This is a genomic window from Wenyingzhuangia sp. IMCC45467, from assembly GCF_054111205.1.
On the sequence record NZ_CM134196.1, the window covers coordinates 1,578,208 to 1,594,977 of the forward strand.

Annotated in this window: 7 protein-coding genes; 2 read left to right on the top strand and 5 right to left on the bottom strand. The window is 32.3% G+C overall.

What is annotated here, in order from left to right; translation table 11 throughout:
• Window positions 1-151: 151 nt before the first annotated feature.
• A complete protein-coding gene (gene carB, locus ACXGQT_RS06705) occupies window positions 152-3,007 on the bottom strand; it encodes a carbamoyl-phosphate synthase large subunit (RefSeq protein WP_457830632.1) in 2,856 nt (951 codons plus the stop codon).
• Between the two features lie 125 nt (window positions 3,008-3,132).
• Window positions 3,133-3,291: a 50S ribosomal protein L34 gene (gene rpmH / locus ACXGQT_RS06710; protein WP_457830633.1), complete on the bottom strand. Its 159-nt coding sequence runs from the start codon at window positions 3,289-3,291 to the stop codon at window positions 3,133-3,135.
• A gap of 263 nt (window positions 3,292-3,554) precedes the next feature.
• Here rpmH and ACXGQT_RS06715 point away from each other — a divergent pair, with 263 nt between their 5' ends.
• The gene (locus ACXGQT_RS06715) at window positions 3,555-5,171 is read left to right on the top strand and encodes a CTP synthase (protein ID WP_457830634.1); all 1,617 of its coding nucleotides are present in this window, start codon (window positions 3,555-3,557) and stop codon (window positions 5,169-5,171) included.
• 65 nt (window positions 5,172-5,236) lie between these two features.
• Window positions 5,237-7,126, top strand: a complete 1,890-nt coding sequence (gene yidC / locus ACXGQT_RS06720; RefSeq protein ID WP_457830635.1) for a membrane protein insertase YidC — start codon at window positions 5,237-5,239, stop codon at window positions 7,124-7,126.
• A gap of 224 nt (window positions 7,127-7,350) precedes the next feature.
• Here the strand turns inward: yidC and ACXGQT_RS06725 are convergent, their stop codons facing one another.
• From ACXGQT_RS06725 to ACXGQT_RS06735, 3 genes are all read right to left on the bottom strand, one after another.
• Window positions 7,351-8,763 (bottom strand): hypothetical protein, encoded by a 1,413-nt coding sequence (locus tag ACXGQT_RS06725; RefSeq protein WP_457830636.1) that lies wholly within the window; start codon window positions 8,761-8,763, stop codon window positions 7,351-7,353.
• A gap of 259 nt (window positions 8,764-9,022) precedes the next feature.
• Entirely contained in the window at window positions 9,023-9,661 is a 639-nt protein-coding gene (locus ACXGQT_RS06730) for a hypothetical protein (RefSeq protein ID WP_457830637.1), read from the bottom strand.
• Between the two features lie 69 nt (window positions 9,662-9,730).
• Window positions 9,731-16,738, bottom strand: coding sequence for a pectinesterase family protein (locus ACXGQT_RS06735; protein WP_457830638.1), 7,008 nt, complete (start codon window positions 16,736-16,738; stop codon window positions 9,731-9,733).
• Between the last annotated feature and the right edge of the window lie 32 nt (window positions 16,739-16,770).

Genomic DNA, 16,770 nt, shown 5'->3' on the forward strand with positions numbered 1-16,770 from the left:
ATTTCAAAAAAAAAAAGAAACAAAAATTAACATTTGTTAAAACAGATAACAAATGTTAATGCTATTTTATAGTGTATATTTTGTGTTTTTCCATAAAAAAAATGCTCTAAGTAAATTACTCAGAGCATTTTTTTTATGGAAAGTATGTATATTATTTATTCAAATACATTTTTCTTCTAGAGTATAACTCATAAAAAGCATCGTCTTTTAAACTATCTATAAATAAAATAGATTCACCTGTAGATTTCATTTCAGGCCCTAATGTTTTATCTACATTTGGGAACTTGTTAAATGAGAATACTGGCTGCTTAATAGCAAATCCTTTTAACTGTGGGTTAAAACTAAAGTCAGTTACCTTATTTACTCCTAACATTACTTTAGTTGCATAATTTACATAAGGTTCTCCATATGCTTTTGCTATAAACGGTACCGTTCTAGAAGCTCTAGGGTTGGCTTCAATAATATATACTGTATCATTCTTAACAGCAAACTGAATATTAATCAATCCTACTGTTTTTAATGCTACTGCTATTTTCTTAGTATGATCTTTAATTTGTTGTATTACAAATTCTCCTAAGTTAAACGGTGGTAACGTTGCATTAGAATCTCCAGAGTGTACTCCACAAGGTTCTATGTGCTCCATGATACCAATAATGTAAACATTTCCATCTGCATCACAAATAGCATCTGCTTCTGCCTCTATAGCTCCATCTAAGTAATGGTCTAACAACAATACATTGTTAGGAATACTTCTTAGTAAAGAAACAACGTGTTTTTCTAACTCTTCTTTGTTAATTACAATTTTCATTCCTTGACCTCCTAACACATAAGATGGACGAACTAAGATTGGAAAATCTAAATTATCAGCTATAGCCAAAGCTTCATCAGCATTGGTAGCAGTTCCAAATTGTGGGAAAGGAATCTCTAAATCTGTTAACAATTCAGAAAAACGCCCTCTATCTTCAGCTAAATCTAATGCTTCAAAACTAGTTCCCATGATTTTAACACCATAAGCTTCTAATTTCTCAGCCAATTTTAATGCAGTTTGACCTCCTAACTGTACAATTACTCCTTCTGGTTTTTCATGACGGATGATATCATAAATATGCTCCCAGAATACTGGCTCAAAATATAATTTATCTGCTGTATCAAAATCAGTAGAAACCGTTTCTGGATTACAGTTAATCATAATAGTTTCATAACCAGCTTCTTTAGCAGCTAATACTCCGTGTACACAACAGTAATCAAACTCAATTCCTTGTCCAATTCTGTTAGGTCCAGAACCTAAAACTACTACTTTTTTCTTGTCAGTAACTACAGACTCGTTATGTGCATATGGTTGCCCATTTGCTAAAGTCATAGTGTTTTCAAAAGTTGAGTAGTAATAAGGTGTAGAAGCTTCAAACTCAGCTGCACATGTATCTACCAACTTATAAACTCTATTTATACTTAACTCATCTCTTTTGTTATATACTTCAGATTCTAAACATCCTAACATGTGAGCTATTTGTCTGTCTCCATATCCTTTTTGCTTCGCTTCTAACAACAATTCTTTTGGTAAGGTTGCCAAAGTTTTTGTAGATATTTCTTTTTCTAAAGTATACAACTCTTCGTATTGCTTTAAGTACCACATATCAATTTTTGTGATATCATAAATCTTACGTAAAGAAATTCCTGCCTTAATAGCATCATATATAGTAAATACTCTATCCCAAGATGCATGGGTTAATTTAGAAATAATAGTATCGTAGTCTGTTTCTTCTTTACCATCGGCTCCTAAACCATTACGCTTAATTTCTAATGATTGAGTGGCTTTGTGTAATGCTTCTTGAAAAGAACGTCCAATTCCCATTACCTCACCAACTGCTTTCATTTGCAATCCTAAAGTTCTGTCAGATCCTTCAAACTTATCAAAGTTCCAACGTGGAATTTTAACAATTACGTAATCTAAAGTAGGCTCAAATAAAGCAGAGGTATTTCCTGTTATTTGGTTGTTCAACTCATCTAAATTGTACCCTAAAGCCAATTTTGATGCTATTTTTGCAATTGGATATCCAGTTGCTTTAGATGCTAAGGCTGATGAACGAGATACACGAGGGTTAATTTCAATGGCAATAATTTCTTCTCTTTCATCTGGAGAAACTGCAAACTGAACATTACATCCTCCTGCAAAGTCTCCAATTGAACGCATCATATGAATAGCCATATCACGCATTTTTTGGAAAGTAGAATCACTTAAAGTCATGGCAGGAGCTACGGTAATAGAATCTCCTGTGTGAATTCCCATCGGGTCCATATTTTCAATAGAACACACAATTACTACGTTGTCATTTTTATCACGTAACAATTCTAATTCGTATTCTTTCCATCCCATCATGGCTTTGTCAATCATTACCTCATGGATTGGAGATATTTCTAATCCTCTACGTAATAACTCGTCAAAATCTTCTTCTTCATAAACAATAGCTGCTCCTGCTCCTCCTAAAGTAAACGATGAACGAATACACAATGGAAAACCAAATTCTTGAGCTATTTTTTTACCTTCTAAAAATGAAGTTGCAGTAGCTTGTGGAGCCATTCCAACACCAATTCTACCCATCAACTCTCTAAATTGCTCTCTATCTTCTGTAATATTGATAGCATCAATATCAACTCCAATCATTTCTACATTATGATCCTCCCAAATTCCTTTTTCATCTGCTTCTATACACAAATTTAAAGCTGTTTGACCACCCATTGTTGGCAATACTGCATCAATATTTGGATGTGCCGTTAAAATTTCTCTAATAGAGTTTGTTGTTAAAGGCTTTAAGTAAACGTTATCTGCTAATGACGGGTCTGTCATAATTGTTGCAGGGTTTGAATTGATTAAAGTTACTTCAATTCCTTCTTCTTTTAATGAACGGATAGATTGAGACCCTGAATAATCAAACTCACACGCTTGACCAATTACAATTGGACCTGAACCAATAATTAAGACCGATTTAATTTTAGGATTTTTAGGCATACATTTAATTTTGAGACAAAGATAATAATCTGAATTATCTTTGGGTTGAACTGGATTCTAAAAAAAAAATTCAAAAAAAAGGTGTTACTTAAAAGTAACACCTAAATATTATAATGAAAGTATCATTATTTCTTATGTCTTGGAGACGAAGAAACAGTTACACTTGCTCTACCTTTAGCTCTTCTTCTAGCTAAGACTTTACGTCCATTAGCTGAAGCCATTCTTTCTCTGAAACCATGCTTGTTTCTTCTTTTTCTATTCGATGGTTGATACGTTCTTTTCATTGTATTATATCTTACGTCGTTTGTTGATTGCTATTTAACTGGACACTAATAGGGTTTCCTAAAGCGTGTGCAAATATAAATGATTATTTAAGAACTACAAATGTTTTTTATTTAAAATTAAAGTTTTTTTTTCATTCTAAAATCTTGTTAATATCACAACTTTAATAACTTACCAAAGAGATATTAAATTACTTAAGATATAGTCCCTAAAAATATATGCCTATTTATACAGAAGTTTGTACTTTTGCACAAACAAAATACGAATGGCAAATACGAAATATGTTTTTGTAACCGGTGGTGTTACTTCATCTTTAGGTAAAGGAATTATTGCTGCTTCTTTAGCTAAATTATTACAAGAAAGAGGATACACTGTTACAATACAAAAATTCGATCCTTATATTAATATAGATCCAGGTACTTTAAATCCTTATGAACACGGTGAATGTTTTGTAACTGATGATGGTGCTGAAACTGATTTAGACCTTGGTCACTATGAACGTTTTTTAGACGTAAGAACATCTCAAGCAAACAATGTTACTACAGGTAGAGTATATCAATCTGTAATTGATAAAGAACGTAGAGGAGAGTTTTTAGGTAAAACTGTTCAGGTAATTCCTCATATTACCAACGAAATTAAAGAACGTATCCAAATTTTAGGAGAAACTGGTGATTATGATGTTGTTATTACAGAACTTGGTGGTACTGTAGGTGATATTGAATCTTTACCATATGTAGAATCTGTTCGTCAATTAACATGGGAATTAGGAGAACACAATTCTGTTGTTGTTCATCTTACTTTAATTCCTTTCTTAGCTGCTGCAGGAGAATTAAAAACAAAACCTACGCAACATTCTGTAAAAATGATGATGCAAAATGGTTTAAACCCTGATATTTTAGTTTGTAGATCAGAACATTTTATTTCTGAAGACATCAAACGTAAATTAGCATTGTTTTGTAACGTACAAAAAGAAGATGTAATATCTTCTCTTGATGCAGAAACTATTTATGATGTACCAAACATGATGTTACATGAAGGTTTGGACAGAGTAGTGATGAAAAAATTAGCCATGAATGGAACTAAAGAGCCTAAGCTAATTGAATGGAATAAATTTGTTGAAAAACATAAAAACCCATTACACAAAGTAAAAATTGGAGTAATTGGTAAATATGTTGAATTGCCAGATGCTTATAAATCAATTGCTGAAGCTTTTATTCATGCAGGTTCTTCTCAAAGAATTAAAGTAAAGGTAGAATGGATTCACTCTGAAGATATTACCAAAGATAATATTGCTAGAAAACTACATGGTTTAAGCGGTATTATGGTGGCTCCTGGTTTTGGAAACCGTGGTACAGAAGGAAAAATAGAAACCATTCGCTTTGCTCGTGAAAACAACATTCCTTTTATGGGTATTTGTTTGGGAATGCAAATGGCTGTTATTGAATTTGCAAGAAATGTTTTAGGACTTAAAAAAGCAAACTCTACCGAAATGGACGAGACCGTAAAACATCCGGTAATCAACTTAATGGAAGATCAAAAAGAAGTAACTGATATGGGAGGAACCATGCGTTTAGGTGCTTGGGACTGTCAACTAGAGGTTGGTTCTAAAGCATATCATGCTTACGAAAAAGAAAATATTTCTGAAAGACACAGACATAGATATGAATTTAACAGTGACTATAAGGAACAAATAGAAGCTGCTGGAATGAAAGCTACTGGATTGAATCCTAAAACTGGTTTGGTAGAAGTGGTAGAAATTCCTTCTCACCCATGGTTTGTAGCAGTACAATATCATCCTGAATATAAAAGTACTGTCTTAAACCCTCATCCTTTATTTAAAGACTTTGTAAACGCTAGTTTAGAATATTTAGAATCAAAATAAATCACACAAATAACCCATAAAGTCTGTCATTATATTAAAATGACAGACTTCTATTTTTAAAAACAATGGAAGAAAAAAAGAAATTAGACATTAGCCAATTAATTGGTTTTGCATTAATTGGAGCAGTGTTAGTTTGGTATACCATGACTCAAAAAGACAATGAGCCTGCAAAAGAAACAACCAAAACTGAAATAGTACAAAACAATGAGTTAGACAACACTAATTCTAATGTAGTTGTTACAGATTCACTATTACAAGCAGAAGCTGTAAAAAAATACGGAAACTTTGCATATGCCGTAGCTAGCGGAACTAAAGAAGGAGGTACAACTACTTTAGAAAGTGATATTTTAAAACTTGTGATTGCTAATAAAGGTGGACAAATTGTTGAAGCAAGATTAAAAGAGTATGATGATTATCAAAAAAATCCTTTATACTTAATTAAAGATCAAAATGCTGAATTTAATATTCAATTTGGAACACAAGACAACAAATTAATCAACACCAAAAATTTAGTTTTTGAACCGTCAACTTCTAAAAATGGTCAAAATCAAGTAGCTTCTTTTAAATTAAAAGTATCAAACACTCAATATTTAGAATATAGATACGAGTTAAAGCCTAATGATTATATGATTGACTTTTCTGTAAGATCTGTAGGATTAGAAAATGTCATCAATAGCAACAATCAAATCAACCTTGAGTGGAATTTAACAGCTAAACGTCAAGAGAAGAGTATTAAGTACGAAAATCAAATGACGGCTTTACATTACGAAAAAGAAGATGGAAAATTTGATGATTTATCTGTAGGGTCTGAAGATGAAGAAACTGAAGAAAACATAGACTGGATTGGATACAAACAACACTTTTTCTCTACTATATTATTAACCAATACTCCTTTTGAAAAGGCTACATTAAAATCTGAATCATTAGTAAAAAATGCTTTGGTAGATTCTTTGGTAACTAAAAGTTTTAGCACTACTGCTCCATTAAAATTAACCAATGGTGCTTTAAGCTATAACATGAATCTTTATATTGGACCAAACATTCACAAAAATTTAGCATCTTACAATAAAGGAATTGAAAATGTAATGAACCTTGGTTGGGGAATTTTTGGATGGATTAACAGAAATGTATTCATTCCTATTTTCCATTTCTTAAGTGGTTTTATTGGTAATTACGGATTGGTTATTATTTTAATGACTTTAGTTGTTCGTTTATTGATGTCTCCATTGGTATACAAATCATATGTTTCTAGTGCTAAAATGAAAGTTTTAAAACCAGAAATGGATGCTATCAATGCTAAATTTCCTGGTAAAGAAAACCAAATGAAACGTCAGTCTGAAATTATGGCTTTACAACGTAAATCTGGAGTAAACATGATGGCCGGTTGTATTCCTGCATTATTACAAATGCCAGTTTTCTTTGCTTTGTTTAGATTTTTCCCATCAGAAATAGATTTAAGACAACAACCTTTCTTATGGGCAGATGATTTATCTTCTTATGATAGTGTTTTTGAATGGTCTACTCATATTCCTGTTTTATCAAGCTTTTACGGAAACCACTTTAGTTTGTTCCCTGTATTGGCATCGGTTGCAATTTTCTTTTATATGAGAATGAATCAAGGACAACAAATGAGTATGCAACAACCTGCTCAAGAAGGAATGCCTGATATGCAAAAAATGATGAAGATGATGATGTACTTCTCTCCTATTATGATGTTGTTCTTCTTTAACAACTATGCATCTGGATTGAGTTTGTACTATTTTGTCTCTAACTTATTAACCTTATCAATTATGTTTGTAATTAAAAACTATGTAATTGATGAAGAAAAAATATTGGCTAAAATTCACGAAAACAGAAAAAAGCCTAAAAAGACTAGTAAGTTTAAGCAACGTTTAGATGAGGCTATGAAACAAGCCCAAGCACAACAAGAAGCTCAGAAAAAACGTAAAAAATAACATTTACAGCAACTAAAAAAAGTCGAGGAAAATTCCTCGACTTTTTTTATACTTATTTGTAAAATGATATGATCAGGGAAACCTTAAAGAATTATCAAAGTCAATCTTTATTATTTTAATTCTCTTTTCGACTGTCTTACTTCACAAAATCATACCGAGAAAGACAATAAAAAAGCCAATAGATATTAAATCTATTGGCTTTTTTATATTGTATATTTTGTAGGTTATTTAACCTTGGTTACTTTACCTCTACTCTCTATATCTAGACCTTTGGTTTTAGGATAAAGCAAAACTTTAGTATTGGTATTGTTCACTAATTTGATATCCGTTGCGTGCATGGTTGCTTTAGGATTGTAATTTCCATAACCTTCCCAAACAGAAAACTTAATAGCCATACTTTCTGGAATAAAATCATCATTATTGGTTTTGATGATAATGTTATGACCTGTACCATTAATCTTTGCTAACATATCATTAGCCATTCCATTACGACTATCTAAAATAGTAATATCTACAGAAGCATTTTTTGCATTGGTATAAGGCACACCAAAGGCTTCTCCATACTTAGCATTGGCACTACTGTTAATAACAACATCTTCATTTCCTACATTATAACCTGTAGTTACACAATCTCTTACTTCACAATCAATTACTTTATCTCCTGAACTATTTAAACCTACACAAATCCCTCTTCTCATTTGAAAAACAGTACAAGCTTTTATTGTAGTGTTTATTGTTGGATGTCCGTTGTACTCAGGATACAATCTAATCCCATCTTCGCTTAACGATACAATTTCTCCTGGTAAAATTTTACCATCTAAACCAATAACAGTTCCTTCTACATATCCTTTTTTATGAGCATGCCTAGGTTTTTTAGCATAAAAATCTCTATCAAAACCATATCCTGAAGTTTCTGCTAAAATAGCATCTGTGGTACGTAACAAACCATCTACATGGCAATCTTGTATCAATGTATTTTCTGATCCTTGTAAAAAGATGGCATGCCCCATGGCACGCATATGTACTTTACATCCAATAAGCGTTACATTTTTAGCCGGATATCCCACACGAATACCATTCATTTTTCTTACATCTCCACCGCCTAATCCGTACAAATAACCATATCCCCATGGATTAGAGCCTGCTGTACGAACCTCAACATTTTTAAGAATAATATTTTCTCCTACTACATTAAATATTTTGTTTTTACTTTGTCTCCCAGAATGGTCACCATAAGTTTCTATATACAAACCTTCAAAAACGGTATTGCTTCCAGAAATTTCTATAGCACAATACATGCTGTTTCCATCATCACTTTTGGTTAACTCCTTGCTATAAAAAAGTCTGGTATCAACCATAAACCTAGCACCTGTTAAATCGTAATGAGAATTGCTACCTGTAACTTTTATAAATCTAATATTATCAGCTTCATCAACCTGATAATTTCCAGGAGCTAGTTTTACATAAACATCATCTTTGTTTATGTATTTTTTAAAATCAGCTAAGGTATTTACAGTAATAAATTCTTTTTGAACAATTTGTTTTAACTCGTTCTTTTTTTGATTAGCAACTACTGTAGTAGAGCTTAACAAAATAGTTAAAGAAAATACTGAAAGGCATAATTTGGTAAATTTCATATTAATCATATTTTTATACTTCAAATTTAACCACCATTATAAGTCTACAATATAAATTAAGGTTCATTTTATATAAATTATGAATAATATTAGGAGTTCTACGTTTTAATTTTCTTTAACTATTTAGCTACTAAAGATAAAACACATTCTCATCACCAATGTTAAAAAAGAATTTATCATTATAAATAAAATAATTTCAAAAAAAATCCAGAAAACAATTTAAATTATTCTCTGGATTTAATCTTTTATCGATTATCTTCTACAAAGCTATCTTTCTAAACTTTTTTAATCCGCTACTATTTTCATTAGACTTAAATTGTTTATTCTCATAATGAACTACACTACCATGATATTCAAAACTAAAACTTACATCCTCTACAACTTCTTTTAATTCACTATTTACATAATATTCAGCAGTACCTTTTCCTGTAAAACTTACATGATATACTGTAGAATTATTATGGACTGTGAAAGTCCCAGAGGTTGGTCTAATACTAATTCCTTCTTTTACAGTGACCCCTGTCTTAAATGGACTAACGCCTTCTCCTAACAATGATTGCCCCCATTTTGTATATGTAAAACTATTTTTATCTTGATAATTCCCCAGTAAATACTCTCCTTTTTCGAGTTTCTTTTCTAAAGAAGAAAACAACTCAAAATAAACAATAGCTTCTGTATCTGAAGTATATAAATTAGTAGAACGAGCCGTAAAATCTATATTATAAACATTATCATTACTACCCTCATAATTCTCTAAATAACCTTGAGTAAGTGTTACTGTTTTGTCTCCAATAGTTAAATATCCTTTGTTATTACTATTTATCTCGTTTTCATCATTGCTACACGATATCACAAGAAATAAGCATAACAAGAAAAATATATTGATAATTTTTTTCATAATTTCTAATTTGTTTAAATTGTTTCAAACAATAAGTCTGAGGGAAGTATCCCTCAAACATTATTGTATTTACTTTACTATTATTCTTGTAATCATTCCTGTTTTAATACTTTTTATAAAATAACATCCTGGAGAAAAGTTACTTACAGAGATTTCTGTAAATTCCTCTGATGTGTTTATTTTTTTAACAACATTACCTACTACATTCACTACTACCACGTCATCTTCTACCTCAGAAGATTTTAAAGTTACTTTCGTTGAAGCTAGAGTTGGATATGCGTAAAATTCTCCTAAACGCTTCCATCTTGCATATAAAGAAATATCTTGTGTTTGATTTTCATCCAACATAGTTACTTCGTTAATATAATTAGCCTCTGTAAACCATCCATGAAATCTATATCCTGGGCTTTTTGCTTCTTTCAATAAATAAGACTCTCCTACTTTAATTGTTTTTTCATTAGGATTCATTACTTGATTTGGTAAGTTTAAATAACTGACATTATAATTAACCGGAATCCCATCATCCGAAGTATTACTTCCATTTTCTCCCCAATAAGCATAAAAAATTAAACCTCCCGTAGTATTGGCATTTATTTCTTGAATAGTATTTGCCGATACTTTAGATGTTGACCACCCAAAGAAAGTATAGCCCTCTAAGATTGGAGTTGGTAATGCATAAGAAGTTCCCTCCATATAAGTTGCTAATGATAAACCTAAAATTTCAGCTCCATCAATAGAATTGTAATAGTTAACAGCAGATATTACCGCATTTTGTTTTAACCACCTAGGATCTCCCAAAATATTTTGTGTACTAGAAGCCGATGCCAAAACAGAGTTTTGATTAAAACTAAAATCTCCTTTATTTGGATTCGGAAAATTTAAATTCTCTAAGCCTAAGCTACTTAAATTAAGTGTATTTATTTCTTCAAGAATTATTCCATCACTTACCGATGTTAACATGGCTCCAATTATTAAATTGTTGGTAAAACGAGCTGTTCCTAAGCCATTCAAATCAGAATGATTGAACAAATAAAAATTTGTAACACTTCCTGTATTATACAATATATTGTCTTTAAAAACATAATTAGATAATTCATTATATGGTGTATTTATTAAAACAAAAGCATCATTTTCTTTACTTCCAAAATTATAAATAGTGTTACTTTCTATTTTTAACTGAAGAGTTTCTCCATCTACATTGTTATTTTGAAATTCAACAAAATGTTGGGTATTAGAAAAACCATAAATCGTTGAATTTCTAAGTATAAAAGAACTCACTTTATGACCATTAGGCTGAACAAAACTTTGACCGCTCATAGTTTCTCCATTAACAATACAGTTATCTAACACTATTTTTGAAATTAAAAAATCACTATTCCCTTCTGTACTTAGTAAACTTTGTTTAACACCATTAATAGTCGCATTTTTAAATTCAAAACTTGAGAGCCCGGAACCATTTTTAAACTCCATAAATGTTGTTTCTGAAATCAATTCGATATTGACTCCATCAAAAGTTAAATTTCCACGATACACTTCAGCGTTTTCTGTGTAAAAACCTCCTGACAATACAGGACTTGCATCGTTATCTGCTACAAATCTATAACTGTGATTAGAGATAGGTAATTTTTCAAAATTATAAATACCATCCGCCATTACAAACTTAGTTCCATCTTCTGCCGATAGATACTCTTGCTCAAAAGTATCTGGAGTTACATAAACTTCAAAACTTCCATTTTGGTCATCCGTAGTGTTTGCTACAATGCTATTAAGGTATACTTCAATATTTGTATATCCTTCATCTAAGGTTTTTACATTTCCATCTATAGCATTATTTGGGTTTAATCCCTTGGTAATTTCCCAAGCATCAGGTATTCCATCTTCATCAGTATCTAAAGGAGCTTCTTCAGTAGGCAATTCTGGCCACCCACCTCCTGCCGAAGGAGTATCTATAAACCCATTTGTACTACCGTTTCCTCCATCCATAATGGTTGCCCCCCCTGATCGAGTATCATTTACTGCTCTTAAGTCTACCTCATCTCTATATAAGTTTGCCCCTGCATAATCTAAAACCAATTCATAAGCCTTAGAAGCACTATGAGTAGTAATTTCTCCAGGATTATGAGGTGTACCCATTCTTAACTCACTTTTATCCTCATCTGTTACATCTCCTTGACTACTATGAAACTGATTAAACACACCATATGTCCAATTATCATTAGTAGCTCGTTCAGAACCAACCACAACATTTCCATCAATATAAAACTTACCCCAAATATCATACATTGGTGAGGTTTCATCCATATTTCTTCCTGTAGATACAATACGCTCTTTACGTTTATCTTCTGTAGCAGGTCCTGGTTTGTAATAATTATTTACCATATTTACGTTCATGGCATCTCCTCCATAACAACCTTCACCATTCCAATTATACATTACATTATTACGCATATCTATCAAACCTTCCAAAGGAATTGTTCTTCCTCCATATTCTCCAAATCTAGGTGTTCTACTAGAATGATGCGATAATAAATTATGATGGAAAGATGCTTTTAATCCTCCCCATATACCTCCATAACCATGTGCTCCTTTTGCATGAACCGAATTTGTTAAACTTTCGGTAATAATACACCATTGTAAAGTGAAATTTTTATTTTCATAAAACGACACACATTCATCTGTAGACCAGCTCATAGAACAATGATCAATAATTATATTTTCCTGAAAACGTCCACCAAGTGCATCATCTTCAACATCATAAGTATCTCCCATTCTAAATCTTAGGTAACGAATAATAACATTATTACCTCTAACTTTAACTGGGTAATCTCTTAAAGTAATACCTCCTCCTGGAGCTGTTTGCCCCGCAATAGTAATATCGCTTGTGATAGCTAGTTCACTTTCTAATGCTATAGTACCAGAAACTTTAAACACTACAATACGTGGTCCTGATTGATTAATTGCATCACGTAAAGAACCTGTTCCATTATCATTTAAATTGGTAACATAGATTACACGACCTCCACGTCCTCCTGTTACATATTTACCATGTCCTTCAGCTCCAGGGAAAGCGGGTATTTTAACCCCATCATCTCCTCCATTATATTCCGAAATTACTTGAATACTCCCATCTCCTTCAAACAATTCAGGATGGGTGTTTTTATCATAAGTTCCTTCTTCAAAATCTACATCATTTATAGTTAACGATTGTACATTTAATATAGTTTTTAAAATAATTTTTGAACTAATGGCTGTGTTTACCGTTAAATTTTCTCCAGCCGCTCTTTGGTGATTAATCACCAATTTATTTTGATGACCAATATTAACAGTTCCACTTCCTAAAGCATTTTCAGAAGCAGCTTCTAAATGAGTAACATAACCTAAATCTGGATATTGAGAACTTAACTGGGTTAAATCCCAAGTACCAGTAAACTCACTATTATCTCCTTGTAAAAGTAAAATCCCTTTATTAATAACTTCTCCTCTACCATTATTAATAGGAGTAATAATTCCATTTCCAGAAATTGCACCCGACACTGTCATCATGGTTTCATTTTCAATGCTAGACATCATTTCGCATTTTAAATTTCCATTTACAACCAAAGAAGCCTCTAAAGACATTCCCGCACCACTAGTATAATAATACATACTATTGGTGTTTTGAAATATTAAATTTCCTGTGGCTGCATGAGCCCCTCTTAATCTCAACTTCCCTCCTTCTTCAAATACTAAATCTGCTGCAAAATCACTACCTGTTGTTTCAATTTCAGTTTTACATGATACCTTTTCTCCAGCTAAAGGTTGCCCTGCAGGATTATAGTTAGCAGGATTGTCCCAACTTGAATTTGTTGCTGCTGTAAACTCGTAATCAAAATCTATAGCATTTGTATTTGGCTGATTGTTTCCATTTACTCCCCAAAATGCATAAAAACTTACATCGCCAGTAACAGAAGCATTAATTTCTTTAATGGTATTAGGTTCTGTTTGAGACGTAGACCAACCATAAAAAGTGTATCCTTCTAATGTAGGTATTGGTAAAGTGGTTATGTTACCTTGAATATATTCTGAAGGCGATAAGGTTAATGTTGCTCCATCAATAGCATTAAAATAGCTAACCATAGCGGTAACAGTTTCTCCAACAGTAGACATATTTACTGTACTAGCAGCGCTTAAACCTCCATATTCATTAACCGATTTCACTTTGTATTCGTGTGTTCCTGTACTTGCCATAGTATCTTCAAAACTAGTCTCTGTAGTAATTCCAACTACCTTTCCGTTTCTACTTACTAAGTAACAAATTGCATAAGGATTGTCGTCCCAACTTAACGTATTGTTTTCTCCTGCAACCAAATTTTCAGGAGCTTTAATTTGCTCTACTACCAGTAAAGGATTCCAATTGTCTGTACCTCCAAGAACATTTTCAATTGTATATTCCGCAGCTTCTTCACTAGACAAAACCGGATTGTAATTACCTGTTTTCGAAACACCATCTACAGTAAATACATTGGTTCTATGGTCTGTATTTACCAACACTCCATTTCCATCCACACTGTTGTATTCTGCAAATATTTCTGGATAAGTTCCCATATTGGTCCATCCTTCGGTATGTGGTAATTGTTGCATAACAGTATTTAAATACACTGCTTTTGGACCATTTTTCCAAGGTCTTCCTAAATAATAGGCTGTATTGGCGGTAATGGTATTATTGTTAAATACATATCCGTACGTTTCATTTTCATGGGCAGGAGCTACAATATATCCTGGACTTACAACGTTTAAATTACATTCTTCAAACCAATGTGTTCCTCCTCCAAAAATAAAATCTACATCTCCTTCAATAGTAGATTGATAATAAAAACTTCTATTTCCTCCTGTTAGTTGAGTATCTTGTTTACTTCTTATTCTTACACCATTGTAAACATTTCTATCTCCTTCGGCATTTAATGCTGGCTTTTGACCTGAGTTTACAATTCCATCTATATGTTCTATGGTGATATTTTCCATATACATATTATTTGCCTTGATAGACAATACTGCATTTTTTATACCCAATGGAGGATTTCCTTCAAACACGACACCTCCTTTTGATTGAGCAATAAGCGATACATTGTTTTTTGTAAGTGTTAATAAGTTATTGTGTGGTGCTGTACCATCTCCTCCAAAATTATATGTTCCATTAGTTATAAAAACTAAAAATCTTGTAGCTGCATCTGCAGGAGCTGCTTCAAAAGCCTCAGCAACTGTTTTTACATACCTTCCTGAATTTAGTTGAGTTTCTGTTGCATTGGCATCTACAATCAAATCAAAATTACGTTTTACTGGTATTGGTTTTGCAATGGTTGTAAATGTAATATTCACGGCTTCTGCATGATTATCTGAAAGATCAGTAATTGCACCTGCTGGCAAACTAAAAGTGTATTGGGTATTATAATCTAAACCATAATAACTAAACTTTACAGTTTTATTTATAAATTCTGGACTAATAACTTTACTATTAAGTGTAGCAACCCCACTACCTTGTTTTACTTTTTCATCAAAAGTTAAAATAATACTTCCACTGGCTGTAGCCGATGTTGAGTTGTTAGTAGGCAAAGTAGTTTGTAATACTGGAGCAATATTATCATCAACATGTACTTCATCTGCTTTAACAGATACACTTGCTAACATGGTTGCTGTAACATCTGCAGCATCTCCGTGTTTTGGTCCACTAATATTTGGATACCATCGTATATATACTTTTTCTTTTCCTTCAGCTTCTGTTGGTAACATTCCACCAACATTGGTATAACTACTTCCGTTAATAGTGGTTACACTAGAAACATCTATAAAATTTGTCCCATCTAAAGAATATTGAAATGTCCACTCATCACAACCGTAATAATAAGACAACAAACCTGCTGTTATTTGAATGTTATCATACCCCACAGTTGAAAAATGGGTCATAAAATAAAAAAAATCTCCTCTATTGGTGTTCCATACACTAAAACCTGTTTTTCCTGCTCTGTTATTAGTTCTTACATTATCCGCTAACGAATTATCATTAATATTATAAGCAAACAATTCTGGTTTATTTTCTACACTAGCGTATAGTTCTGCTACTCTAGGATGAGCGTAACGATCGTCTTTAAAAGTCCATCCTGCAATAAATGTCTCATTAGCATACACACCCGTAATGGTCGTATTTTGATTTAATATTGCTGATGTTGTTAAAGCTGTAGAACCATTTGACCAATTACTGAATTTAATAATATCGTTTTCTACGGCTGTAATTGTTACTTCTGTCCCTTCTTCATATTCAGAAAAGTTACCGTCTTTACCTGCTGGTGTTATTTGGTAATCTCCTAAACCATAAGCCCCTTCAGTATTAACGGTCAAAGTATAAGTATTGACTTCTTCGAACTCTGCAATGTAAGTTACATCTCCATTTATTTGAAATGTGATAGGGTTATTTGTGGCAACTTGTGTTCCGTTATCGTCAACCCATCTAACAAAGTTATATCCAAAATAATCTTCAGCAACCAAGGTAATTTCTGTTCCTTGAGCAAACTCAGTTCCAGAGGCATTTGAAGAAATTGTACCAAATGTTTCATTATTTACTCCTGTAGTTAAAGAATAAATTACAGCGTTAGGATCATTCGTTATTTTTTCAAAATAATCTACATTAAACAAATATCCACTCCCCCCGGTAAAAACTAAATAAAGATCGTGTACCCCTATAGTTTTAGTAATATTTGTTGATACTGTTTGATAATCACTCCAATCGGTAGTTCCGGTAACTACTGCAGTACCTATTAAAGAACCATCAACAGCATCTAACCTAAACTCTATATTTCCTCCTGCAGTTCCAGAAGCAGCGATATCAAATCTGCTATCGTATTCACCTAATTCAAAATCACTAAATTTAATCCATGTACCGTTATTTATATAACCTACATTCCCTCCGCCTGAAAGACTTCCGTTAGATTCTGCTCTAGCACCTGATGCTTCATTAAAACTCTCTGCTTCAATTCGCTGAGTAGTTTGAGAAAAACCTATTACCGAAAATATCATCAGTAACAAACAAATCAGTTTTCTTTTCATTATTTATAATTGTTTTGATTAATATTTCTTGA

Coding starts and splice junctions, on each gene's coding strand:
- carB (WP_457830632.1), bottom strand. CDS start 3,007: ATGCCTAAAAATCCTAAAATTAAATCGGTCTTAATTATTGGTTCAGGT.
- rpmH (WP_457830633.1), bottom strand. CDS start 3,291: ATGAAAAGAACGTATCAACCATCGAATAGAAAAAGAAGAAACAAGCAT.
- ACXGQT_RS06715 (WP_457830634.1), top strand. CDS start 3,555: ATGGCAAATACGAAATATGTTTTTGTAACCGGTGGTGTTACTTCATCT.
- yidC (WP_457830635.1), top strand. CDS start 5,237: ATGGAAGAAAAAAAGAAATTAGACATTAGCCAATTAATTGGTTTTGCA.
- ACXGQT_RS06725 (WP_457830636.1), bottom strand. CDS start 8,763: ATGAAATTTACCAAATTATGCCTTTCAGTATTTTCTTTAACTATTTTG.
- ACXGQT_RS06730 (WP_457830637.1), bottom strand. CDS start 9,661: ATGAAAAAAATTATCAATATATTTTTCTTGTTATGCTTATTTCTTGTG.
- ACXGQT_RS06735 (WP_457830638.1), bottom strand. CDS start 16,738: ATGAAAAGAAAACTGATTTGTTTGTTACTGATGATATTTTCGGTAATA.